This window comes from Methylobacterium adhaesivum, assembly GCF_022179065.1.
GTDB classification, from domain to species: Bacteria; Pseudomonadota; Alphaproteobacteria; order Rhizobiales; family Beijerinckiaceae; genus Methylobacterium; species Methylobacterium adhaesivum.
The window spans coordinates 26299-49181 of record NZ_BPQD01000002.1 but is presented as its reverse complement, the minus strand read 5'-3'; the positions used below and the strand labels follow the sequence as shown (position 1 = coordinate 49181).

General features: G+C 68.1%; 19 protein-coding genes. 14 read left to right on the top strand and 5 right to left on the bottom strand.

Features of this window, described 5'->3' with window-relative positions:
• Nucleotides 1–12: 12 nt before the first annotated feature.
• Entirely contained in the window at nucleotides 13–2469 is a 2457-nt protein-coding gene (gene ligA, locus MFF01_RS02745; protein ID WP_238221768.1) for an NAD-dependent DNA ligase LigA, read from the top strand.
• Nucleotides 2470–2505: 36 nt separating this feature from the next.
• A complete protein-coding gene (locus MFF01_RS02740) occupies nucleotides 2506–3369 on the top strand; it encodes a 3'-5' exonuclease (RefSeq protein ID WP_238221766.1) in 864 nt (287 codons plus the stop codon).
• 86 nt (nucleotides 3370–3455) lie between these two features.
• Here the strand turns inward: MFF01_RS02740 and MFF01_RS02735 are convergent, their stop codons facing one another.
• The gene (locus MFF01_RS02735; protein WP_238221763.1) at nucleotides 3456–3977 is read right to left on the bottom strand and encodes a glycosyltransferase family protein; all 522 of its coding nucleotides are present in this window, start codon (nucleotides 3975–3977) and stop codon (nucleotides 3456–3458) included.
• A gap of 165 nt (nucleotides 3978–4142) precedes the next feature.
• Between MFF01_RS02735 and MFF01_RS02730 the strand changes: the two genes are divergently transcribed.
• From MFF01_RS02730 to MFF01_RS02720, 3 genes are all read left to right on the top strand, one after another.
• The gene (locus tag MFF01_RS02730; protein ID WP_238221761.1) at nucleotides 4143–5273 is read left to right on the top strand and encodes a PA0069 family radical SAM protein; all 1131 of its coding nucleotides are present in this window, start codon (nucleotides 4143–4145) and stop codon (nucleotides 5271–5273) included.
• Between the two features lie 362 nt (nucleotides 5274–5635).
• Nucleotides 5636–6388: a bacteriorhodopsin gene (locus MFF01_RS02725; RefSeq protein ID WP_238221759.1), complete on the top strand. Its 753-nt coding sequence runs from the start codon at nucleotides 5636–5638 to the stop codon at nucleotides 6386–6388.
• 4 nt (nucleotides 6389–6392) lie between these two features.
• Nucleotides 6393–7322: a Brp/Blh family beta-carotene 15,15'-dioxygenase gene (locus tag MFF01_RS02720; RefSeq protein ID WP_238221755.1), complete on the top strand. Its 930-nt coding sequence runs from the start codon at nucleotides 6393–6395 to the stop codon at nucleotides 7320–7322.
• Nucleotides 7323–7597: 275 nt separating this feature from the next.
• On the opposite strand, the gene rnhB is transcribed toward MFF01_RS02720, so the two are convergent.
• From rnhB to MFF01_RS02705, 3 genes are read right to left on the bottom strand one after another with little or no spacing between them, the layout of a single operon-like run.
• The gene (rnhB, locus tag MFF01_RS02715) at nucleotides 7598–8233 is read right to left on the bottom strand and encodes a ribonuclease HII (protein WP_238221748.1); all 636 of its coding nucleotides are present in this window, start codon (nucleotides 8231–8233) and stop codon (nucleotides 7598–7600) included.
• A 54-nt stretch (nucleotides 8234–8287) separates the two neighbouring features.
• On the bottom strand, nucleotides 8288–9385 hold the full coding sequence (locus MFF01_RS02710; protein WP_238221745.1) for a glycosyltransferase family 4 protein: 1098 nt from the start codon (nucleotides 9383–9385) through the stop codon (nucleotides 8288–8290).
• Nucleotides 9386–9395: 10 nt separating this feature from the next.
• A complete protein-coding gene (locus MFF01_RS02705; RefSeq protein ID WP_238221736.1) occupies nucleotides 9396–10220 on the bottom strand; it encodes a UDP-2,3-diacylglucosamine diphosphatase in 825 nt (274 codons plus the stop codon).
• 713 nt (nucleotides 10221–10933) lie between these two features.
• On the opposite strand from MFF01_RS02705, the gene MFF01_RS02700 reads away from it, so the two are divergent.
• From MFF01_RS02700 to MFF01_RS02660, 9 genes are all read left to right on the top strand, one after another.
• A complete protein-coding gene (locus MFF01_RS02700; protein WP_238221729.1) occupies nucleotides 10934–12142 on the top strand; it encodes an aminotransferase class V-fold PLP-dependent enzyme in 1209 nt (402 codons plus the stop codon).
• A 90-nt stretch (nucleotides 12143–12232) separates the two neighbouring features.
• Nucleotides 12233–13171, top strand: a complete 939-nt coding sequence (locus tag MFF01_RS02695; RefSeq protein WP_238221727.1) for a D-2-hydroxyacid dehydrogenase — start codon at nucleotides 12233–12235, stop codon at nucleotides 13169–13171.
• 96 nt (nucleotides 13172–13267) lie between these two features.
• On the top strand, nucleotides 13268–14128 hold the full coding sequence (locus tag MFF01_RS02690) for an NADP-dependent methylenetetrahydromethanopterin/methylenetetrahydrofolate dehydrogenase (RefSeq protein WP_238221725.1): 861 nt from the start codon (nucleotides 13268–13270) through the stop codon (nucleotides 14126–14128).
• Between the two features lie 3 nt (nucleotides 14129–14131).
• The gene (fchA, locus tag MFF01_RS02685) at nucleotides 14132–14758 is read left to right on the top strand and encodes a methenyltetrahydrofolate cyclohydrolase (RefSeq protein ID WP_238221724.1); all 627 of its coding nucleotides are present in this window, start codon (nucleotides 14132–14134) and stop codon (nucleotides 14756–14758) included.
• A 246-nt stretch (nucleotides 14759–15004) separates the two neighbouring features.
• Nucleotides 15005–16198 carry a malate--CoA ligase subunit beta gene (locus MFF01_RS02680; RefSeq protein WP_238221722.1) on the top strand — a complete coding sequence of 398 codons (1194 nt, stop codon included), beginning with the start codon at nucleotides 15005–15007 and terminating at the stop codon, nucleotides 16196–16198.
• An 18-nt stretch (nucleotides 16199–16216) separates the two neighbouring features.
• Nucleotides 16217–17110, top strand: coding sequence for a succinate--CoA ligase subunit alpha (gene sucD, locus MFF01_RS02675; protein WP_238221720.1), 894 nt, complete (start codon nucleotides 16217–16219; stop codon nucleotides 17108–17110).
• 306 nt (nucleotides 17111–17416) lie between these two features.
• Nucleotides 17417–20176, top strand: coding sequence for a phosphoenolpyruvate carboxylase (locus MFF01_RS02670; protein WP_238221718.1), 2760 nt, complete (start codon nucleotides 17417–17419; stop codon nucleotides 20174–20176).
• A 134-nt stretch (nucleotides 20177–20310) separates the two neighbouring features.
• Nucleotides 20311–21285, top strand: coding sequence for an HpcH/HpaI aldolase/citrate lyase family protein (locus tag MFF01_RS02665; protein WP_238221716.1), 975 nt, complete (start codon nucleotides 20311–20313; stop codon nucleotides 21283–21285).
• 169 nt (nucleotides 21286–21454) lie between these two features.
• The gene (locus MFF01_RS02660; protein ID WP_238221714.1) at nucleotides 21455–21889 is read left to right on the top strand and encodes a GlcG/HbpS family heme-binding protein; all 435 of its coding nucleotides are present in this window, start codon (nucleotides 21455–21457) and stop codon (nucleotides 21887–21889) included.
• A gap of 107 nt (nucleotides 21890–21996) precedes the next feature.
• On the opposite strand, the gene MFF01_RS02655 is transcribed toward MFF01_RS02660, so the two are convergent.
• A complete protein-coding gene (locus MFF01_RS02655) occupies nucleotides 21997–22881 on the bottom strand; it encodes an outer membrane protein (protein WP_238221712.1) in 885 nt (294 codons plus the stop codon).
• Nucleotides 22882–22883 lie beyond the last annotated feature (2 nt).

Sequence of the window (22883 nt, the reverse complement as noted above, 5' to 3'; positions counted from 1 at the left end):
GAAGCACCCCACATGCCCGCATCGAAGCCGTCCCCCGCCTCCGTCGACACCCTGACGGCCGACGGGGCTCGAGACGAACACGCCGCCCTGTCCGAACGGATCGCCGAGGCGGATCGGCTCTATCACCAGGAGGACGCGCCCGAGATCTCGGATGCCGAGTACGACGCCCTGCGTCGCCGCCTGGAAGATATCGAGGCCCGGTTCCCCGATCTCGCCGGGACCGGCGCGGCGAGCGCGTCGGTGGGGGCGAAACCGTCGGAAAAATTCGCCAAGGTCCGGCACGCCGTGCCGATGCTGTCCCTCGGCAACGCCTTTGCCGATGAAGAGGTGGAGGAGTTCGTCGCCCGCGTGCGCCGCTTCCTCAACTGGCCGGACGAGGAGGCGCTGGCCTTCACCGCCGAGCCGAAGATCGACGGCCTGTCCCTGTCCCTGCGCTACGAGGGGGGCCGCCTCGTCACCGCCGCGACGCGCGGCGACGGCGAGACCGGCGAGGATGTCACCCGCAACGCCCGCGCGGTCGGTGACATTCCCGAAACCCTCACCGGCGACGACGTGCCGGAAATCTGCGAGGTGCGCGGCGAGGTCTATCTCTCGCACGCGGATTTCGCGGCCATCAACGCGCGCCAGGAGGCCGCCGGCAAGGCGTTGTTCGCCAATCCGCGCAACGCGGCGGCGGGCTCCCTGCGCCAGCTCGATCCGGCGATCACCCGGTCGCGGCCGCTCAAGTTCTTCGCCTACGCCTGGGGCGAGCTGTCCGCCGCGCCGGACTCCACCCAGCACGGGATGATGGACGCGTTCCGGCGCTGGGGCCTGCCGGTCAATCCCCTCACGGTCCGCTGCGCTTCGGCGACGGAGATGATCGCGCATTACCGGCGCATCGAGGCCGACCGGGCCAATCTCGGCTACGACATCGACGGCGTGGTCTACAAGGTCGACGACCTCGCCCTTCAGCGCCGCCTCGGCTTCGTCTCGCGCTCGCCGCGCTGGGCGCTCGCCCACAAGTTCGCGGCCCAGAAGGCCCTCACGGTGGTCGAGGACATCGCCATCAATGTCGGCCGCACGGGTTCCCTCAACCCCCTGGCCAAGCTCCGGCCGGTGACGGTGGGCGGCGTCGTGGTCTCGAACGCGACGCTGCACAACGAGGGCTACGTCCAGGGGGTCGGCGGCGACGGCGAGCCGATCCGGGACGGGCGCGACATCCGCATCGGCGACACCGTGGTGGTGCAGCGCGCCGGCGACGTGATCCCGAAGGTGATGGACGTGGTGCTCGACAAGCGCCCGGCCGACGCGAAGCCCTTCGTGTTTCCGGACCGTTGCCCCGCCTGCGGCAGCCGGGCGATCCGGGAGATCAACCCGCGCACGGGCAAGCCCGACGCCGTGCGCCGCTGTACCGGCGGCCTCATCTGCCCGGCGCAGGGGGTGGAGCGCCTGAAGCACTTCGTCTCCCGCAACGGCTTCGACCTCGAGGGGTTCGGGCAAACCTACATCGAGGTGCTGTTCGAGGCGGGCGTGATCAAGCAGCCGGCCGATCTGTTTCGCCTCGATTTCGCGGAATTGAAGGCCGCCATCGTCGCCCGCCGCGAAGCCCTGTCGGCCGAGCGGCGGGCGGAGGGCGCGCCTGCGCCGAAGAAGCCGACGAAGAAGAAGGGCGAGGAGGAGGACAAGGCGATCCACAACCTCCTCGCCGCCGTCGAGGACCGCCGCCGCCTGCCGCTCAACCGCGTCCTGTTCGCTCTGGGCATCCCCGACATCGGCGAATCGACCGCCAAGGCCCTGGCGAAACGGTTTCCCGACATGGACGCCCTGATGGCGGGGGTCGCAGCGGCGGCCGACGCCCAAGCCGGGCCGGACTGGATCGAACTCTCCACCGTGTCCCGCATCGGCCCGACCACCCGAGACCGCCTCCTCGAAGTCGGTTATCCGCGCGACGCATCGGACCCGGAGGAGGGCGAGGCCGAGGCATCCCAGCCCCCCGGCCGCATCCGCCTCACGGCGCCTCAGCGCGCGAGTCTCCTTGCCCATTACGGCGACGAGGCGCGGATCGTCGCCGGGATCGAACGGGCGGCGTCGCAACGCCCCGGCGACGCCTACCGCCACTTTGCCGACGATGGCGAGATCGGCCCCGTGGCCACGGATTCACTCATCGCCTTCTTCGCGGAGCCGCACAACGATGCCGCCGTGCGCGCCCTCCTGGCGGCGGTGACGACGGAGCCGATGGCGACCCCCACCGCCGCGACGGCGTTCGCCGGCAAGACCGTGGTGTTCACAGGATCCCTGGAGCGGATGACCCGCAGCGAGGCGAAGGCCACGGCCGAGCGCCTCGGCGCCAAGGTCTCGGGCTCCGTCTCGGCCAAGACGGACCTCGTGGTGGCGGGGCCCGGCGCCGGCTCGAAGCTCAAGGACGCCGAGAAGCACGGCGTCGAGGTGGTGAGCGAGGAGGCCTGGCTGGCCCTCGTCGCCAGTGCTTGAGGCCGCGGCCCGCCCGGATTAGATGTGACCGGCCCCATGCAAAAGATCGTCGCCCTCGACTTCGAGACGGCCAACGAGCGGCGCGACAGCGCCTGCGCCGTCGGCCTCGCCTGGATCGAGGGCGGGGCGGTGGTGCGGCGCGAATCGCGGCTGATCCGGCCGCCGGAGCTCAGGTTCTCGCCGGGCAACATCCGCGTCCACGGCATCCTCCCGGCGGATGTGCGGACGCAGCCGCTGTTTCCCGAGGTGATGGCCGCGTTCCTGCCCGATCTCGCGGACGGCCTCGTCCTCGCCCACAATGCCGGGTTCGACATGGGGGTGCTGCGCGCATCGCTGCAGGCCCACGGCCTGCGTCCGCCGGCCTTCTCGTACCTCTGCACCCTGCAGATCGCCCGCCGGGTGTTTCCGGCGGAGGAGGGCTGCGGCCTCGGCAAGGTCGCGGCCCGCCTCGGCATCCGCTTCGCGCACCACGATGCCGGGGAGGACGCCTATGCCTGCGCCGAGATCGCCCTCGCGGCCATGCGCCAGACCGGCGCGCCCGATCTGTTCGGTTTGTCCCGCGCCCTTCGTTTGCCGATCACGACGGTGCCCGAGGGGCCGGACCGCGCGCCACCGCCGCGCGCCTCGTCCGGATCGCCGCCAGACCGGGTCCGCACCGCCCGGCTCCTGACCTTCGCGGTCAAAGGCCGACGCGGCGACCGATACAGCGTCACCCTCGAAGACCGGGCGACGGGCCCGCACCTGCGCTGCACCTGCATGGCCGGGCGCTACGGCACCCGGTGCCGCCACGTTGCGGCGCTTCTGGACGGCGACATCACCGACCTCCTATCGGGCAACCACGACGACGTCGAGCGCCTGCGCCTGCGGATGGTCGCGGCGGAACCCGGCGCGGGCGCCTGACGCGGACTTCCGACAGGTCTTCCTGGGCTCTGCCCTGGACCCGCGAAGGGCTGACCCTTCGAACCCCGGAGATGGGCTTGCGATCCTCAGGATCGTTCGAGGCGGGCCGTCAGCGTGCGGGCTTTCACCCGGTGGACGAAACGCGGACCAGCAAGCAGGCGCTCGCGGCGCACGAGGTCGCCGGCGCGCGGCGCCCCGACGCCGATGACACCCTCACCCCGCGCCACGAGGCGGGCGGGCAGGCCCGCATGGGGCCGGCGCAGGCGCGCGAGCGTCATGTCCGGCCGCGCCGTGCCGATGAAGCGGTCGAGGATGCGGATCCAGCCTTCGGCCGGCACGTCCCCGGCTTCGAGGCACAGCACCCAGTCGCGCCGCGCCGCCTTCGCGCCCGCCGACCACGCCGACCCCCCGTGCTGACGCAGGACGAGCTTGGCCCCCGTCGCTTCGGCGACGGTATCGATGGCGGCGGTATGGCTCGACGCGACGATGACCGCATCGCCCACGAGTCCGGCGGCGACACCTGCCACGAGGGCGCCCAGCGTATCGGCGAGCTGGTCGATGGAATCGGGATCGGCCGGCCGCGCCACATGGATGAGAGCGGAAATCATGCCCGCGCATAGCGTATTTTCGCCACAACTGAAGCCGTCGCGCAGGTCGTAATCCCACCTCTGTCGCGCCGTCGAAGATCGAAACGCCCCGATGCCCGGATTATGTGCAGGGACGTGGTCATATGTTCGTGATATGTTCTCGTAGATGCGGGAGCGGAGAACGAGATGTCGCGCGGCGTATCCGGGGCCGGACGGGCGGAGTCGGAGGACGAAGGTGCGTCGCGCCGTCTCCCGTCCACCACCCGGCCGGCCGAAACTCGCCGCGGCCGGGGCGCCACCGCCAATCCAGACGGACGGTTCGAGGCGACGCGGCGGGAGCTCTTCGACGACGGTTGGGCGGCGGATGCCCCGGCTCACTTGCGCACGGTGGTGACGGCGGAGCGCGCCCGCACCCTCATCACCCGCAACACCTCGCCCGACATCTCGTTCGACCGCTCGATCAACCCCTATCGCGGCTGCGAGCATGGCTGCGTCTACTGCTTCGCCCGACCGAACCACGCCTATGTCGGTCTCTCGCCCGGCCTCGATTTCGAGACGAAGCTGTTCCACAAGCCGGATGCGGTCCGCCTCCTGACGGCCGAACTGTCGGCGCCCGCTTACCGGCCGGCGACCATCGCCCTCGGGACCGCCACGGACCCGTACCAGCCCATCGAGCGTGAGCACCGCCTGACGCGGGGCATCTTGGAAGTGCTGGCGCGGTTCCGGCACCCCGTGGGGATCGTCACCAAGTCGAACCTCGTGGTGCGCGACCTCGACCTCCTCGCGGATCTGGCCCGTGACGACCTCGTGAAGGTCGCCGTGTCGGTCACCACCCTCGACCCCGACCTTGCCCGCCGCCTGGAGCCGCGCGCGCCGCATCCGAAAAAGCGCCTGGAGGCCATCGAACGCCTGAGCGCGGCGGGTATCCCCGTCATGGTCATCGCCGCCCCGGTAATCCCGTCGCTCAACGACCACGAGATCGAGGCGATCTTGGGCGAAGCGCGGGAACGGGGCGCCCGGGAGGCAAGCCATGTGCTCCTTCGCCTGCCCCACGAACTCGATGCCCTCGTGGACGACTGGTTCGCAGAGCATTATCCGGGGCGGCGCGCCCACGTGATGTCCCTGGTGCGTCAGGCCCGGGGCGGCCGGGCTTACGACGCGGAGTACGGCCACCGCATGGTCGGCACTGGCGCTTACGCCGGGCTCATCGTGCAGCGCATGCGCCTCGCCCGCCGCCGCCTCGGCTATCCGGAAGACCGCTTACGGCTTCGGACGGACCTTTTCGCTCGACCGACGGACCAGCTTTGCTTGTTCTAGGGCTTAAGTCGGATAAACTTGAGCCTGCAAATGGCCGTTGAGGCTGGAAACCGGACCCTGGCCCTTTGGCCACGGGCAGGCGTTTCGATTTCAATCCGACTTCACCATCGAAGCAAACCTTAGCGTCCGTGCTGGAGTGTTATTCGGAACACTTCCGCAAGCTCATAAAGCATGCGTTGACCATAGTGCTCGATGAAGCCTCGAACCAAACCGGCTCGAAGCGTCGGCGCAATACCGCCGCATGGCGTTGAACCTCACGTGACTGTGAGCGGTGTGCCAGGCAACAATCCGCATTGAAACCGCTTGGGCAGGGGCAGCACGTACGTGCCGCCAATTTCATCCCTGCTCCAACGAGAATTCTGATGACGCCTCAGTTCTGGCTATGGCTCGGCTTCGCCGGCATGGCGGCAGGTGCCGCCGCGATCCTGTTTCTCGCGAAGGGGCGGACGCGCGCCGAGGAAGCCGATGGCATCATCCACGGGATCGTGCCGATCATCGCAGCCTGCTCCTACTTCGCCATGGCGACCGGGCAGGGCAGCATCATCCTCCCGGCCGGTCCGGACGCCGCCGATGTCGCGCGTCAGTTCTACTTCGCCCGCTACATCGATTGGATCTTCACCACGCCCCTGCTTCTCCTCGGCCTCGCCCGCACCGCGATGCATTCGGGAATGCGCCGACCGGCCATCGTCTGGGGCCTGATCGGGTCCGACCTCATCATGATCGTGACGGCGTTGGCCTTCGGACTGTCGACGGTCGCCTGGATCAAGTGGACCTGGTTCGCCATCTCCTGCGGCGCCTTCCTGGCCGTGTTCTACGGAATCTTCGTCCAGCTGCGTGAGGAGAACGCCGCGGAGCGCGCCGACGTCCAGTCCGCTTTCCGGCGTAACGCCGTGTTCCTGACCGTCGTCTGGTGCATCTATCCTGCAGTGCTCCTCGTTGGTCAGGACGGCCTCGGCCTTCTGTCGCCGACCGTGGCCCTGGCCGTCGTCGCGCTCTCGGACCTGACTGCAAAGGTTGTGTACGGTGTGATGGCCACCATTGAGACGACACGGGCCGTCGACCGGGACTTGGTTGAGAGCGGGACCACGGCCAAACCGCTGCGCCGCGCGGCCTGATCCCATGGTCGCTCGCGCCGTCCTCCCTGCTCTTGTGAGCCCTGCGCGAGCGAGCTGCCGCAGTCGCGCTCCGGAGGGGCTCCGCCTCCTCACGGGCGCCGCCCTGACGATCGCCCTCGCGGCCTCCGCGGCCCTGCCGCGCGAGGCCTCTTGGCTCGTAGCCCTCGCCCTGGTGATCGGGCTTGGTGTCCCGCACGGCGCCCTCGACGGGGCCGTCGCCGCCGCCCTGCTGCGCCCGCGCTATGGACGGGTCTGGTTCGGTGTCTTCGCGCTGCCGTATCTTGGCCTTGCGGCCCTGGTGCTGCTCGCCTGGCAGCTTGCCCCGATGGCGGCCTTGGCGGGCTTCCTCGCCCTGTCGGTCCTGCATTTCGGCGAAGAGGATGCCGGCCCGGGCCGGCCGTTCGAGGCCCTGGTGCGCGGCGGGCTGCCGATCGCCCTGCCGGCGCTGCTGCGACCGGACGAGACCGCTGGCCTGTTCGCGGCCGTCACGCGTGTGCCGATGCCACACCTCGTTGGCTGGTGGGTGGCCGCCGCTTGGCTTTGGCTCATTCTCGCCGTCGTCTGGCTTCTGGTTCATCGCCGCCGAGGTGCCGTGCCGGTCGAGATGGCCGCCTTGGCCGTCGCGTTCGCGCTCCTGCCACCGCTGACGGCCTTCACCCTGTACTTCATCGGCCTGCACGCTCCGCGGCACATGCGCGCCTTGGTGCGTGACCCGATTCGGGCTCCCGGCGTCGACACGATGGACAAGGCCGTCCGCGCTGCGCTGCCGGTGTTCGGACTGACGCTCCTGCTCGGCGCAGCTCTCTGGCCACTCTACGCCGCTGGCGCGAACACCTCCGCCGCCACACTGCTATGCCTCACCCTGCAGATGCTGTCGGCCTTGACCGTGCCGCACGTGCTACTCGACCGGATTGTGAGTAGATTTCAAAAATAGTTCTGGGTATTTTTCTTTGTACATTTTTCCGATTATAAGCTTTGCTTTACTCCTGAAAACGTCCTGTATATATTTATGGTCCGCTTCTCTGCATTTCTCTCGAAGCAGTCTTCGACCCTTGCTGTATCTACTGTCTGCAAGCGGACTTCCCTGACATCTGCCGAAGGGTCGCACGCGATGTCTTACCTCGCCGGTCTGGTCGCGGTGGAGCTCTCGGCGCGTTCCCTGATCCTTGGATCAAAGGAAGCATCCCATCGCCCGTGATGTGACGCTCGCTACTTCGGCGAACCGGTATCCATATCGGCAAAACCAGCGCTTGGTTCGTAGGCGCGGGTGAAGCTCATGCGATGATGCGCCGAGCGGCCGCGTACACTCAGTCCCGCCAGATGCACCTTGGTGCCGTAGCCGACGTTGCTGTCCCAGCCATAGGCCGGGTGGCGCCGGGCGAGGGACCGCATCGCACGGTCCCGCACGGTCTTGGCGACGATGGAGGCGGCGGCGATCTGCGGCACCAGACGGTCGCCGCCGACCACCGCCGTGGACTGCGGAAGGCCCGGAATCGCGTCGCGGCCGTCGACGAGCACGGGGGCATCGAGGCCGAGGCGGTGGACGGCGCGGGCCATGGCGTCGAGGGTGGCGGCGCGCACGTTGATCCGGTCGACCAGCGCCCGCGATCCGGCAGCGAGCGTCACCCGCGCATGGAGGCGGATGAGGGGCGTCAAGCGCTCGCGCTCGGCCCGCTTGAGCTTCTTCGAATCGTCGAGGGCGGCCAGGATTTCGCGGGGAAACACCAGTGGATCGAACCACACCGCCGCCACCACGACGGGACCGCACAGGGCACCGCGCCCGACCTCGTCGCAGCCGATGACGGCCGGATAGGTGTTCGCGAAATCGGGATCGAACGGGGGCATGGCGGGACGCGGTGTCGGAACGGGGCCGGACCCTGCCAGCCCGCCTCGCCGGAGTCACCCACCGTTGCTACGGAATCCGGGGTTCGAAGGGCGAGCCCGTCGCGGGTCCAGGGCGGAGCCCAGGGACACCGTTCGGCTTGGCCGGTCATGGGCGAGCGCGATGTTGCCGAAGAACTGCCGCGCGCTCTCAGCCCAGGTGTAGCGCAGGGCTTCCCGTCGGCACCGCTCGCGCGGGATCGCCAGGGCCGCGAGGGCTGCCCGGCGCAGGTCGGTGTCGAGCACCCCCGCATCGGTGCCGCCGATGACGTCGAGGGGGCCGGTGACCGGATAGGCCGCCACCGGCACGCCGCAGGCAAGGGCCTCCAGCAGCACGATGCCGAACGTGTCCGTGAGGCTCGGGAACACGAACACGTCGGAGGCGGCATAGACCGCCGCCAGGGCCGCGCCCGTGCGGGTGCCGAGAAAATGCGCGTCCGGGGCGAGGGCGGCGAGGCGCGCCCGGTCCGGTCCATCGCCCACCATTACCTTCGAGCCGGGCAGGTCGAGCTTCAGGAAGGCCGCGATGTTCTTCTCAACGGCGAGGCGCCCGACGAACAGGAAGATCGGTCGCGGCAATCCGGCGAGGGGGTCCGCCCCGGCGGCGTCTGGCCGGAACAGATCCGTGTCCACCCCCCGCGTCCAGCGCATGAGGTTGGTGAAGCCGCGCCCCGTGAGGTCGCGTTCGAGGGACGGTGTGCTGACCATGGTGCCGTTCGCGGCCCCGTGGAACCGGCGGAGCCAGGCATAGCTCCAGGACTCCGGCACGGGCGCGCGGGCAGCGAGGTATTCGGGAAACCGGGTGTGATAGCTCGTGGTAAAGGGTCGGCCTTGCGCGAGGCAGTGGCGCCGCGTTGCGTAGCCGACGGTGCCCTCCGTGGCGATGTGGACGTGGGTCGGCCGCAGATCGCCCCAGCGCCGGGCGACGGCGCCGCGCGTCGCGCAGGACAGGCGGATCTCGGGGTAGCCCGGCAGGGGCACCGAGGCGAAATCCCGGTGGGTCAGGAACACCGTCTCGATGCCGAGCGCCGTGCCCGCCGCCGCCATGTGCTCGAGGGAGCGCACGACGCCATTGACCTGGGGAGCCCAGGCATCCGTGGCGATGAGGAGCCTCACGCCACGGCCCTCACGCAACTGCCCTGGCGCCGTCGGGCTGCTGCCCGGCCTGCGCGTCCTCGCGGGCGGCCCGTGCCCGCACGATGCTGGGATAGTGCAGCACCTCCATGGTGCCGTCGTAATGCTCGACGATGGCCGTGCAGGATTCCACCCAGTCGCCGGTGTTCAGATAGGTCAGGCCCCCGATGGTACGGTTGGCCGCGTGATGGATGTGGCCGCAGATCACCCCGTCGGCCCCGACGCGCTTGGCCTCGGCGCTGAGCAATTCCTCGAACTTGCCGATGAAGTTCACGGCGTTCTTCACCCGGAGCTTGGCCCAGGCCGAGAGAGACCAGTAGGCGAGGCCGAGGCGCCGGCGCAGGGTGTTCAAGTGGGTGTTGACGAAGAGCGCCGCCGTGTAGGCGCCGTCGCCGAGATAGGCGAGCCAGCGGGCGTGGCGCACCACCATGTCGAACTGGTCGCCGTGGATCACGAGGTAGCGCTTGCCGTCCGCCGCCACGTGCAGGCGCTGGTCGGCGACCTCGATGCCCCCGAAGGCGAGGCCGATGTAGTCCCGCAGGAACTCGTCGTGGTTGCCCGGCACGTAGACGAGGTTCGAGCCCTTGCGCACCTTGCGCAGGAGTTTCTGGACCACGTCGTTGTGGCTCTGGGGCCAGTACCAGCCGGATTTGAGCTGCCAGCCGTCGACGATGTCGCCCACGAGGTAGATCTCGTCGGCATCGTAGTCGCGCAGAAATTCGAGGAGCAGGGCGGCCTGGCACCCCTTGGTGCCGAGGTGCATGTCCGACAGGAACAGGGTGCGGACCCGGATGGTCGTCTCCGAATCGTCGCCCATGGTGGTCTCCGCGCCGCTCTGCATCGGGGCGACCCAAACCGGATTCCCGTATCACTTTGATGACGCAGGCCGGCTGCGCTCCGCCGCCGCCCATGATGCGGCACCGCATCGCAAGCGTTGAGGAACTATAAAATTATTTGACGTTTCGCGAAGTTTTTCGGGTTTTCCTTCCCCCGCGAAGGAAGGCATAGTCCCGTCCAAGGTGCCCCGCCGGAATGCGTGAGACGATCGCGCGTCCGGAGCCCTGCGAGGTGAACAAGGGCAGCGACATACGGCAGGATGACGCCTGCACGGCCCGGGGCAGCGCGGTTTCCCGAACGCGCCTCGGCAGGAGAGTGGCTTGAGACCTTCGGACCCGTTTCACGGCCGTCCGCGCGCCCCGATGCATCGCCGCATCGGGGTCTGGGGCTCGAACGCCTTGCGGTCCATCGACACCACGGCGCCTCGATCCCCATGGGACCGGGGTCTCCGTCGTGGGGCGTCGCCGCCGGATGACCGTGGGGCAAATCCCCTGAGGGCAAGTGGGTGGAGCCGGGTTTCCGGCCGGCCCGCGAGCGCGTAGGAGCCAGCCCACCCGAGAGAACGGCCCCGCCGGGCCGGGATCTCGTCACCGATCCAACCCGGAAGGACGGCCCAACGGGCCGCGCTTTCGTCACCGGTCCATCGCGTCGCACGAATCGCGCGCGCTTTCTTGTAGAATGGGAGACATCATCATGGCGGCAACGAGACGGCCGGGTCGTAACCACCTCTTCGTGCCTGGCCCGACGAACATCCCCGATCGCGTCATGCGCGCGATGGTGGTGCAGTCCGAGGACCATCGTTCGGTGGATTTCCCCGCTCTGACGAAGCCCCTGTTCGAGGACACCAAGGCGGTGTTCGGTTCGACCAAGGGCACGATCTTCCTGTTTCCGGCCTCCGGCACGGGCATCTGGGAATCGGCGCTGACCAACACCCTGTCGCGCGGCGACAAGGTGCTGACCGCCCGCTTCGGCCAGTTCAGCCTCCTGTGGGTCGACATGGCCGAGCGCCTCGGCCTCGACGTGATCGTGCAGGACGAGGAGTGGGGCACGGGTGCGGACCCGGAGAAGATCGGCGAGGCCCTGCGCGCCGACAAGAACCACGAGATCAAGGCCGTCATGGTCGTCCATAACGAGACCGCCACGGGCGTGACCTCGGATATCGGCGCCGTGCGCAAGGCCATCGACGCGGCCGGCCACCCGGCCCTGCTGTTCGTCGACGGCGTGTCGTCGGTGGGCTCGCTGCCCTACAAGATGGACGAGTGGGGCGTCGACTGCGCCATCGCCGGCTCCCAGAAGGGCCTGATGCTGCCCGCCGGCCTCGGCGTGATCTGCGTCAGCGACAAGGCCCTCAAGGCGGCGGAAGCCTCCGCCGGGAAGAACGACCGCCTCGCCCACGTCTACTTCGACTGGGCCGACCACCAGAAGCAGAACCCGGCCGGCTACTTCCCCTACACCCCGTCGGTGCCGCTGCTGTATGGCCTGCGCGAAGCGCTGGCCTGCTTGCATGAGGAAGGCCTCGAGAACGTCTTCCATCGCCATCACGTGCTCGGCGAGGCGACCCGCCAGGCCGTGGCGGCCTGGGGTCTCAAGACCTGCGCCAAGGAGCCCAAGTGGAACTCCGACACGGTCACCACCATCGTGGTGCCCGAGGGCATCGACGGCGCGGCGATCATCAAGCACGCCTACGTGCGCTACAACCTCGCCCTCGGCGCCGGCCTCAACAAGCTCGCCGGCAAGGTGTTCCGCATCGGTCACGTCGGCGACATGAACGAGCTGTCGCTGCTCGGCGCCATCGCGGGTGCCGAGATGGCGATGCTCGACAACGGCGTGAAGGTGACCCCCGGTTCGGGTGTGGCCGCAGCCTCGAGCTACCTGCGCGAGAACCCCCTCGCCAAGGCCTGATCCGATACGCGCCGGGGCGATCCTTCGCCCCGGCGACCCCTTCGACCACCGTGCTGCCGGCGGTTCGGCCGGATCGACCTGAGGGATTCCATGACGAAGACTATCGTGTTCCTCGACCGCGAGTCCCTCGACGCCAAGGTTCGGGAATTCAACTTCCCCCACAAGTACGTCGAATACGAGTCGACCTGGACGCCCGAGGAGATCGTCGAGCGCCTGAAGGGCGCCGAGATCGCCCTGATCAACAAGGTGCCGATGCGCGCCGATGTCCTGAAGCAGCTGCCCGATCTCAAGCTCATCGCCGTGGCGGCGACGGGCACCGACGTGGTCGACAAGGCGGCGGCCAAGGACCTCGGCATCACCGTCGTGAACATCCGCAACTACGCGTTCAACACCGTGCCCGAGCACGTGATCGGCCTCATCTTCGCCCTGCGCCGGGCCATCGTGCCGTATGCCAATTCCGTGCGCCGGGGCGATTGGGCGAAATCCACCCAGTTCTGCTACTTCGACTACCCGATCCACGACATCGCCGGCTCGACGCTGGGCATCGTCGGCTACGGGGCGCTCGGCAAGTCCATCGCCAAGCGGGCGGAGGCGCTGGGCATGAAGGTCATCGCCTACGACGTGTTCCCGCAGGAGGGACTGGTCGATTTCGAGACCATCCTCACCCAGTCCGACGTCATTACGCTCCACGCGCCCCTGACGCCCGAAACGCGGAACATGATCGGTCGCGAACAGCTCGCGAAGATGAAGAAGCACGCGCTTCTCATCAACACCGCGCGCGGCGGCCTCGTCGACGAGGAGGCCCTGGCCGAGGCGCTGCAGAACGGCACCATCGGGGGGGCCGGCTTCGACGTGGTGATGACCGAGCCGCCCAAGAACGGCAACATCCTGTGCGAGCTCGACCTGCCGAACCTCATCGTCACGCCGCACGTGGCTTGGGCGAGCAAGGAGGCCATGCAGATCCTGGCCGACCAGCTCGTCGACAATGTCGAGGCGTTCGTCGCCGGCAAGCCCCAGAACGTCGTCTGATGGCGGCCGCTCCCCCGTGAGGGGAGGGGCCAACGACGACGAACCGAGAACAAACGCCAGCCGCGCCCGGCGCGGAAACGATAGGGATCAAGAAAAATGAAGAAGCTGCTGTTCCAATTCGACACCGACACCGTGCCGAGCGTGTTCGACGTGGTCGTCGGCTACGACGGCGGCGCCGATCACATCACCGGCTACGGCAACGTGACGCCCGAGAATGTCGGGGCGCTGGTCGACGGCACGATCTACACCCGCGGCGGCTCGGAGAAGAAGTCCACGGCGATCTTCGTCGGCGGCGGCAGCATGGCGGCCGGCGAGGCGGTGTTCGAGGCGGTGAAGAAGCGCTTCTTCGGCCCGTTCCGCGTCTCGGTGATGCTCGACTCCAACGGCTCCAACACCACCGCCGCGGCGGGCGTCGCCCTGGTGCAGAAGGCCGCCGGTTCGCTGTCCGGCAAGAAGGCCGTGGTGCTCGCCGGCACCGGCCCCGTCGGCATGCGCTCGGCCGCCCTGCTGGCCCAGGAAGGCGCCACCGTGATCCTGTGCGGTCGTTCCCTCGACAAGGCCCAGGCCGCCGCCGACCAGATCAACAAACGCTTCAAGGTCGAGATCTCGGCCGCCGCCACGCCGGACGCGGCGTCGCGCGCCGCCATCGTCAAGGGCCAGAACCTCGTATTCTCGGCCGGCGCCATCGGCATCGAGCTCCTTTCGGAGGCCGATTGGAAGGACGAGGCCAGCATCGAGTTCGTGGCCGATTACAACGCCCAGCCCCCGCTCGGCTTCGGCGGCATCGACGCCATGGACAAGGGCAAGGAGCGCCACGGCAAGAAGGTGTTCGGGGCGCTCGGCATCGGCGGCCTGAAGCTCAAGCTCCACCGCGCCTGCGTCGGCCAGCTCTTCGACAGCACCGAGCAGGTGCTCGACGCCGAGGAGATCTACGCCCTCGCCAAGAAGATGGCCTGAGCCATGGCCGCGAACGAGACCATCCAGACCTTCCTCGACGGGCTCGCGAGTTCGGCCCCGACCCCCGGCGGCGGCGGTGCCGCCGCCATCTCGGGCGCCATGGGCGCGGCGCTTCTCAGCATGGTGTGCAACCTCACCATCGGCAAGAAGAAGTACGTCGAGGTCGAGGGTGAGCTGAAGGAGATTCTCGGGCAGTCCGAGGCGCTCCGGGCCGAGTTGACCGGCATGATCGCCGACGACGTCGCGGCCTTCGACGCGGTCATGGGCGCCTACGGGTTGCCGAAGACCACGGACGAGGAGAAGGCCGCGCGGGCGGAAAAGATCCAGGCGGCGCTCAAGGTCGCCACCGACGTGCCCCTCGAATGCTGCCGCGCCTGCCGCAAGGTCATCGATCTGGCGCAGACCGTCGCCGACAAGGGCAACCTCAACGTCATCTCGGATGCCGGTGTCGCCGTGCTCTCGGCCCATGCGGGTCTGCGCAGTGCGGCCCTCAACGTCTACGTCAACGCGAAGGGCCTCGACGATCGCGCCTTTGCCGAGTCGCGCCTCTCGGAACTCGAAGCGCTTCTCGGCACCGCCGGTCCGCTCAACGAGTCGATCTACGAGGTCGTGAAGGCCAAGGTGAACTGAAGTGATGCGATGCGGGACGTGATCGTTCCGCATCGCACAAAAGACCGTGGGGATTACTTCACGCAAAGCTTGACTCAGCGATCCTAACGCCAAGGTAAGCAGTTGAGTTATTGACAATCAGAAGCATTCCAACTGCCTTCAAGGCAGACTCAACGAGAATGTAAAAAAATATAAACGGCAAAGGCCTTTTCGCGAAGTGAAATTTACGAGAAGGTCCGCCCCGAGGAAACGTCGAGGAGATCGCACATGGACGTTCACGAGTACCAAGCCAAGGAGTTGCTCGCTGGCTTCGGCGTGGCGGTTCCCAAGGGCGCGGTGGCCTTCAGCCCCGATCAGGCGGTCTATGCCGCGACAGAGCTCGGCGGCTCGTTCTGGGCCGTGAAGGCACAGATCCACGCCGGTGCCCGCGGCAAGGCCGGTGGGATCAAGCTGTGCCGGACCTACAACGAGGTTCGCGACGCCGCCAAGGATCTCCTCGGCAAGCGCCTTGTGACGCTCCAGACCGGCCCCGAGGGCAAGCCCGTGCAGCGGGTCTACATCGAGACCGCCGATCCGTTCGAGCGTGAACTCTATCTCGGCTACGTGCTGGACCGGAAGGCCGAGCGCGTGCGCGTCATCGCCTCCCAGCGCGGCGGCATGGACATCGAGGAGATCGCCGCCAACGAGCCCGAGGCCTTGATCCAGGTGGTGGTCGAGCCGGCGGTGGGCCTGCAGCAGTTCCAGGCGCGCGAGATCGCGTTCCAGCTCGGCCTCAACATCAAGCAGGTGTCCGCCGCCGTGAAGACGATCATGAACGCCTACCGGGCGTTCCGCGATTGCGACGGCACCATGCTGGAGATCAACCCCCTCGTCGTCACGAAGGACGACCGCGTCCTGGCGCTCGACGCCAAGATGTCGTTCGACGACAACGCCATGTTCCGCCGGCGCAACATCGCCGACATGCACGACCCGTCGCAGGGCGACCCGCGCGAGGCCCAGGCCGCCGAGCACAACCTCTCGTATATCGGCCTCGAGGGCGAGATCGGCTGCATCGTCAACGGCGCCGGTCTGGCCATGGCCACCATGGACATGATCAAGCACGCGGGCGGCGAGCCGGCCAACTTCCTCGACGTCGGGGGCGGCGCCTCGCCGGACCGGGTCGCGACGGCGTTCCGCCTCGTTCTGTCGGACCGCAACGTCAAGGCGATCCTCGTCAACATCTTCGCCGGCATCAATCGCTGCGACTGGGTCGCCCAGGGCGTGATCCAGGCGGCGAAGGAGGTGAAGATCGACGTGCCGCTCATCGTGCGGTTGGCGGGCACGAACGTCGAGGCCGGCCAGAAGATCCTGGCCGAGAGCGGCCTCGATCTCATCACCGCCAACAGCCTCTCGGACGCCGCCGCCAAGGCCGTCCAGGCCTGCGCTGCCGCCAAGGGCGGCGCGACCAAGACCAACGCCTGAGACCGGGGAGGATACGCGATGAGCATTCTGATCGACGAGAAGACCCCGATCATCATTCAGGGCATCACCGGCGACAAGGGCACGTTCCACGCCAAGGAGATGATGGAGTACGGCTCCAACGTCGTCGGCGGCGTCACGCCCGGCAAGGGCGGGAAGACCCACCTCGGCGTGCCGGTGTTCAACACCGTCAAGGAAGCCGTGGAGGCGACGGGCGCCACCACCTCGATCACCTTCGTGGCCCCGCCCTTCGCCGCCGATGCCATTATGGAAGGGGCGGATGCCGGCCTCGCGCTGATCTGCTCGATCACCGACGGCATCCCGGCCCAGGACATGATGCGGGTGAAGCGCTACCTGCGGCGCTACCCGAAGGACAAGCGCACCATGGTGGTGGGCCCCAACTGCGCCGGCATCATCTCGCCGGGCAAATCGATGCTCGGCATCATGCCCGGCCACATCTACCTTAAGGGCAACGTCGGCGTGATCTCACGCTCGGGTACCCTCGGGTACGAGGCCGCCGCCCAGATGAAGGAAGAGGGCATCGGCATCACCACCTCGGTGGGCATCGGCGGCGATCCCATCAACGGATCGTCCTTCCTCGACCACCTCGCGCTGTTCGAGCAGGACCCCGAGACCAAGGCCGTGCTCATGATCGGCGAGATCGGTGGGCCGCAGGAAGCCGAGGCCTCGGCCTGGATCAAGGAGAACATGACGAAGCCCGTCATCGGCTTCGTCGCCGGCCTCACCGCACCGAAGGGCCGCCGCATGGGGCATGCCGGCGCCATCATCTCGGCCACGGGCGATTCCGCCGCCGAGAAGGCCGAGATCATGCGATCCTACGGCCTCACCGTGGCTCCGAGCCCAGGCGAGTTCGGTGCGACGGTGGCGGACGTCATGCGCAAACTCGCGGCGTAAGCGCATGAACCCTCCCCCCCCGTGGGGGAGGGTGGTCGTGGAGCGGCCGGGCCGGGACGAAGTTCCGCGACGGAGTCCCGCAAGAGGGGAGCGACCTTTTCGGACAGGGCGACCCCTCATCCGACCCGCTTCGCGGGCCACCTTCTTCCGCAGAGGGGAGAAGGACCCCGAGCCATCGGTCATGCCCAAGAAACCCGACGCTTGATCGTCCCGGCCGCCCGTCCCATGCTACCGGGGCGGTTGCCCTCCCGTCGCCCGCCTCCGTCGCGGTCGAACGGCAAAGATTCCTTCGAGGTGGCCTTGCCCATGACGGATACCCTGCACGCCCCGGTCGGTGCCATCGACCACACCTTCGCGCCCCCCGTCATCACGGGCACGTCGTCGAAGGAAGCCCTCGACATTCTGTTCCACGCCCTTCTCGAAGTGGCGCGCCGGCACGAGCCCGAGCTCGAGGACGTGCTGCACGGGCGCGCCAACATCTCCGAATTTTCGCCCGAGCTCCTCGCGCGTGCGCTCCAGGTGCAGGGCATCTGGTTCCAGCTCCTCTCCATCGCCGAGCAGAACGCCGCCATGCGCCGGCGTCGGCAGGTCGAGCGCACCAAGGGGCGCGAGGCCCTCAGCGGGAGCTTCAGCGCCGTCCTGGCCGAGGCGGCGCAGAGCGGTATCAAGGCGCCGGAGATCCACGCGCTCCTGAAGGATCTGCGCATCCGCCCGACCATCACGGCGCACCCCACCGAGGGCAAGCGCGTCACCGTGCTGGAGAAGTTCCGCCGGATCTACCTCGTGCTGCGCGAACTGGAGCTGCCGCGCTGGACCGAGCGCGAGCGCAACGGCCTCATGAACGAGCTGCGCGACCAGATCGAACTCGTCTGGATGACGGGCGAGCTGCACCTGGAGAAGGCCACCGTCGAGCGCGAGGTCGCCTGGGGGCTGCACTTCTTCGACGAGACCCTGTTCGAGATGCTGCCGGAGGTGCTCTACTCCCTGGAGGAGAGCCTGGCGCAGTATTATCCGGACGAGAAGTTCGAGGTGCCGGCCTTCTTCCAGTTCGGGTCGTGGATCGGTGGCGACCGCGACGGCAACCCCTACGTCACCTCGTCGGTCACCCGCGCCACGCTCCAGCGTAACGCTCTGGCCTCCCTCCGGCGCTACCGCGACGGCGTCACGGCGCTCGGCCGCACCCTGTCGCTCACCGAGCGCTCCTTGCCGGTGCCGGCCTCGTTCAAGGCCGAGCTCGCCCAGATGCTCGCCGAGAGCGGGGACGGTCGCGCCATCGCGAGCCGCAACCCAGGCGAGGCCTACCGCCAGTTCCTCACCTGCATCCTGCGCAAGCTCGACGCCACGATCCAGCGCAACCAGGGCCAGCGCTCCACCGGCCCGGATTATCCGAGCGCCGACACCCTCATCAACGACCTACGAACCCTGGAACAGGGGCTGATCGACGCGAAGTGTCCCTCGCTCGCCACCGACCTCGTGCGCCCCGTGCGGCGCATGGTCGAGATCTTCCGCTTCTCCACCGTCCGCCTCGATCTGCGCGAGAACACCACGCGCACCACGAAGACGCTGCACGCCCTGTGGCACGAGGCCAACGGCCAGAGCCGGACGCCGCCGGACCTCGACTCGCCCGAGTGGAAGAAGTGGCTCCTCGACGAACTCGCCAAGCCGCGCAAGGGCGAGCGCTCGTTCGAGGGATTGCCCGACGACGCCCGCGAAACCCTGGAGACCTTCGCCCTGGTGGGCGAGATGCGCGAGCAGCTCGACCGCGAAGCCTTTGGGTCGTTCGTGCTCTCGATGACCCGTTCGGTGCAGGACATCCTCGGCGCCTATCTGCTCGCCAAGGAGGCCGGCAACTTCCTCGACGCCACGGGCACCGAGATCTGCTGCCTGCCCATCGTGCCGCTGTTCGAGACCATCGACGACCTGCGCGCGGCGCCAGCGATCATGAAGGAGCTGTTCGGGATCCCCGTGGTGCGCCGCTCGACCCGCTGGCAGGGCGGCATGCAGGAGGTGATGATCGGCTACTCGGACTCGAACAAGGATGGTGGTTTCGTCGCCTCGAACTGGGAGCTGTACAAGGCGCAGGACAAGCTGACCCAGCTCGGCAAGGCGGCCGGCGTGCCCATCGCCTTCTTCCACGGGCGCGGCGGCTCCGTGAGCCGGGGCGGCGCGCCGACGGCCCGCGCCATCGCGGCCCAGCCGCCGGGCTCCATCAACGGGCGCTTCCGGACCACGGAGCAGGGCGAGGTCGTCTCGTTCAAGTACGCCAACCGGGGCACCGCCGCCTACCAGATGGAGCTGCTCGCCTCCTCGGTGTTCCAGCACGCCCTGAAATCCGAGCGCGAGGCGGCCGGGCAGCCCCGCAACGAGTTCGACGACTGCCTCGAGGCCCTGTCGGGTGCCTCTCGGGCGGCCTACGTCAACCTCATCCAGCACCCCGACCTCGTGACCTATTTCGGCGCCGCGAGCCCGCTGGACGAGATCGCGCTGTTGAACATCGGCTCGCGCCCGGCCCGACGCTTCGGCGCCCGCTCCCTTTCGGATCTGCGGGCGATCCCGTGGGTGTTCGCGTGGTCTCAGAACCGCCACGTCATCACCGGCTGGTACGGCGTCGGCTCTGGTCTCAAGAGCTTCCTCGACGTGCGCGGGGCTCAGGGCGAGGCGCAGCTGAAGCGGCTGTTCGCCGAATCGAAGCCCTTCCGCCTCATCCTCGACGAGGTCGAGAAAACCCTGCTCATGGTCGATCTCGAGATCGCCCGCGATTACGCGAGCCTCGTGCCCGACGCGCAGGCGCGAGAAAACATTTTCCCGCTCATCGAGGCTGAGTACGCCCTCACCCGCGAGATGTGCCTGAAGGTCAGCGGCGGTTCGGAACTGGCCGAGCGCTTCCCCCTGTTCCGCGACCGCCTCAACGGCCGCCTGCCGACCATCAATCAGGTCAGCCGCGAGCAGGTCGAACTCCTGCGCCGGTTCCGCGCGGAGGAGGACGAGGACAAGCGCGAGGCGGTCAAATCCGCTCTGTTGCTGTCCATCAACTGCATCGCCGTCGGCTTCGGCGCGACGGGGTAGAGGTTCTGTCGGGATACCGGGCGGCGGCGACGCCGCCCGGACGGCGCGGAGGCGCCACACAACCCGTGTGATGCCTGGGCCTTCGGGCGCATCATCAACGGCCGCAACACCCTAACCCAGAAGAGGAAACACCCATGAGCTTCACCCTCGTCCAGCAGGCGACGCCCCGCCTCCACCGCTCCGAGCTCGCCGTTCCCGGCTCCAACCCGACGTTCATGGAGAAGTCGGCCTCTTCGAAGGCCGACGTGATCTTCCTCGACCTCGAGGATGCCGTCGCCCCCGACGACAAGGAACAGGCCCGCAAGAACATCATCCAGGCGCTCAACGAGATCGACTGGGGCACCAAGACCATGATGATCCGCATCAACGGTCTCGACACCCACTACATGTACCGCGATGTCGTCGACATCGTTGAGGCCTGCCCGCGCCTCGACATGATTCTGATCCCCAAGGTCGGCGTCGCGGCCGACGTCTACGCCATCGACGTGCTCACCACCCAGATCGAGCAGGCGAAGAAGCGCGAGAAGAAGATCGGCTTCGAGGTGCTCATCGAGACGGCCCTCGGAATGGCCAACGTCGAGGCCATCGCCCAGTCCTCGCCGCGTCTCGAGGCCATGTCGTTCGGTGTGGCCGATTACGCCGCCTCGACCCGCGCCCGCGCCCAGGTGATCGGCGGCGTCAACCCCGACTTCTCGGTGCTCACCGACAAGGACGAGGCCGGCAACCGTCAGACCCATTGGCAGGACCCGTGGCTCTTCGCCCAGAACCGCATGCTCGTCGCCTGCCGCGCCTACGGCCTGCGCCCCATCGACGGCCCGTTCGGCGACTTCTCCGATCCGGACGGCTACATCTCGGCGGCCAAGCGCTGCGCCGCGCTCGGCTTCGAAGGCAAGTGGGCGATCCACCCGTCGCAGATCGACCTCGCCAACGACGTGTTCACGCCGTCCGAGGCCGAGGTCACCAAGGCCCGCCGCATCCTCGTCGCCATGGAAGAGGCCGCCAAGGCCGGCCGCGGTGCCGTTTCCCTCGATGGCCGCCTCATCGACATCGCCTCGATCCGCATGGCCGAGGCGCTGATCGAGAAGGCCAACGCCATGGGCGCGAAGTAAGTCTTCCCATCGACTCGATCAGGATTGGACGGCCGCCCCGAACAGGGCGGCCGTTCTCGCGTTAAGTTTATCGCATCGTCGCCCGTCACGCTTCGACGTCGAGGCGGGGCGGCGCCTTTCCCGTTCCAGGGAGGGGCCGGGCGATTCGGCACCGAACGGAGAGAACCCCATGCACGTGACCATCGAAGACGCCCACAAGGCCATCGAGGCCGCCCGCGCCAAGGCCGTCGAGCTCAAGACGCAGATGTGCATCGCCGTGGTGGATTCCGGAGGAAACCTGAAGGCCTTCTATCGGATGGACGGCGCCTGGGTCGGCTCCATCGACATCGCGCAGAAGAAGGCCAAGACCTCGGTGTTCTTCGGCATGACCACGGGGCAGATCGGCCAGCTGTCGCAGCCCGGCGGGCCGCTCTACGGCATCGAGCACTCGAACGACGGGCTCATCACCTTTCCGGGCGGCATTCCCATCGTGGACAAGGATGGCGAGATGTCCGGCGCCATCGGCGTCAGCGGCTCGACGGTGGAGGACGACCACGCCGTGGCCCTCGCCGGAGCCAGCGTCATCGGCGCGACGGAGCTGCCGGCTCACCCCTGGCGGACCTGATTCGTTCCGCCATCCCTGAAACGAAGAAGGCCCCGCTCGCGAAAGCGGGGCCTTTTTGTATGGAGCGACCTTTCGGCGGCCCTTTCGGGGCCGCCGTGGCACCCGTCTTACAGGCTGCCGAACTTGTAGTTGAAGCCAGCCTTGATGATGCTGCCCTCGGTGTTGAAGCGCGAGGTGTAGGAACCCGTGGCGGCGGTGAGGCCGGTGGTGTTCACAAGCACGTTGCGGCTGCCGAGGTCGTAGCGCAGGTACTCGGCCTTGAGGGTCAGGCCGCTGGAGCCGAGAAGGCTGCCGATGAAGTTGAAGCGGTTGAGGAAGTTGTCGGTGGGGATCGCCCACTCGATGCCGCCGCCGTAGACGTAGCCCGTCTCGATGTCGTCGAACTTGCCGGCATAGGCCAGCGTACCGGCCGGATTGAGGAAGGCGGCGCGGTAGTTGACGTTTCCGTAGGCGAAACCGCCGGTGCCGTACACGAGGACGCGATCGAAGGCGTAGCCGAGGCGGCCCTGGACGGTGCCGAGGTAGTCGAGGCGCTGACGGAGGTTGCTCGGATCGGGCGCGGTGTTCACGCCGGGGATGACCGGGCCGAAATAAGCGTAGCTCTTGCTGATGGCGGTCCAGGTCAGGTCGGTGTTGATGCCGACGACGAAGCCCGAGCCCGGCGTGAACTGGTAGTTGTAGCCGAAGCCGCCGCCGACGTTGCCGATGCCGTCCTGCTCGGACCGGAAGGTGCCGGGACGACGACCCTGGGCGACGTTGAGCTGCGTGTTCGTGATGCCGCCCGTACCGTTGTTGTTGCCCGTGGTGCGGATCGTCTGACGGTCGCTGAAGGCGTAGGAGGTGTGGGTGCCGATGTAGAAGCCGGTCCAGGAAAAGACCGGCACGGCGGTGAAGACCGGCGGCGGCGCGGCGCGGCGCGGCAGATCGGCGGCGGAGGCGCTCGACACGGCAACGATTGCTGCGGCGCCGGCCAGGAGGAGCTTGGCGAACATGG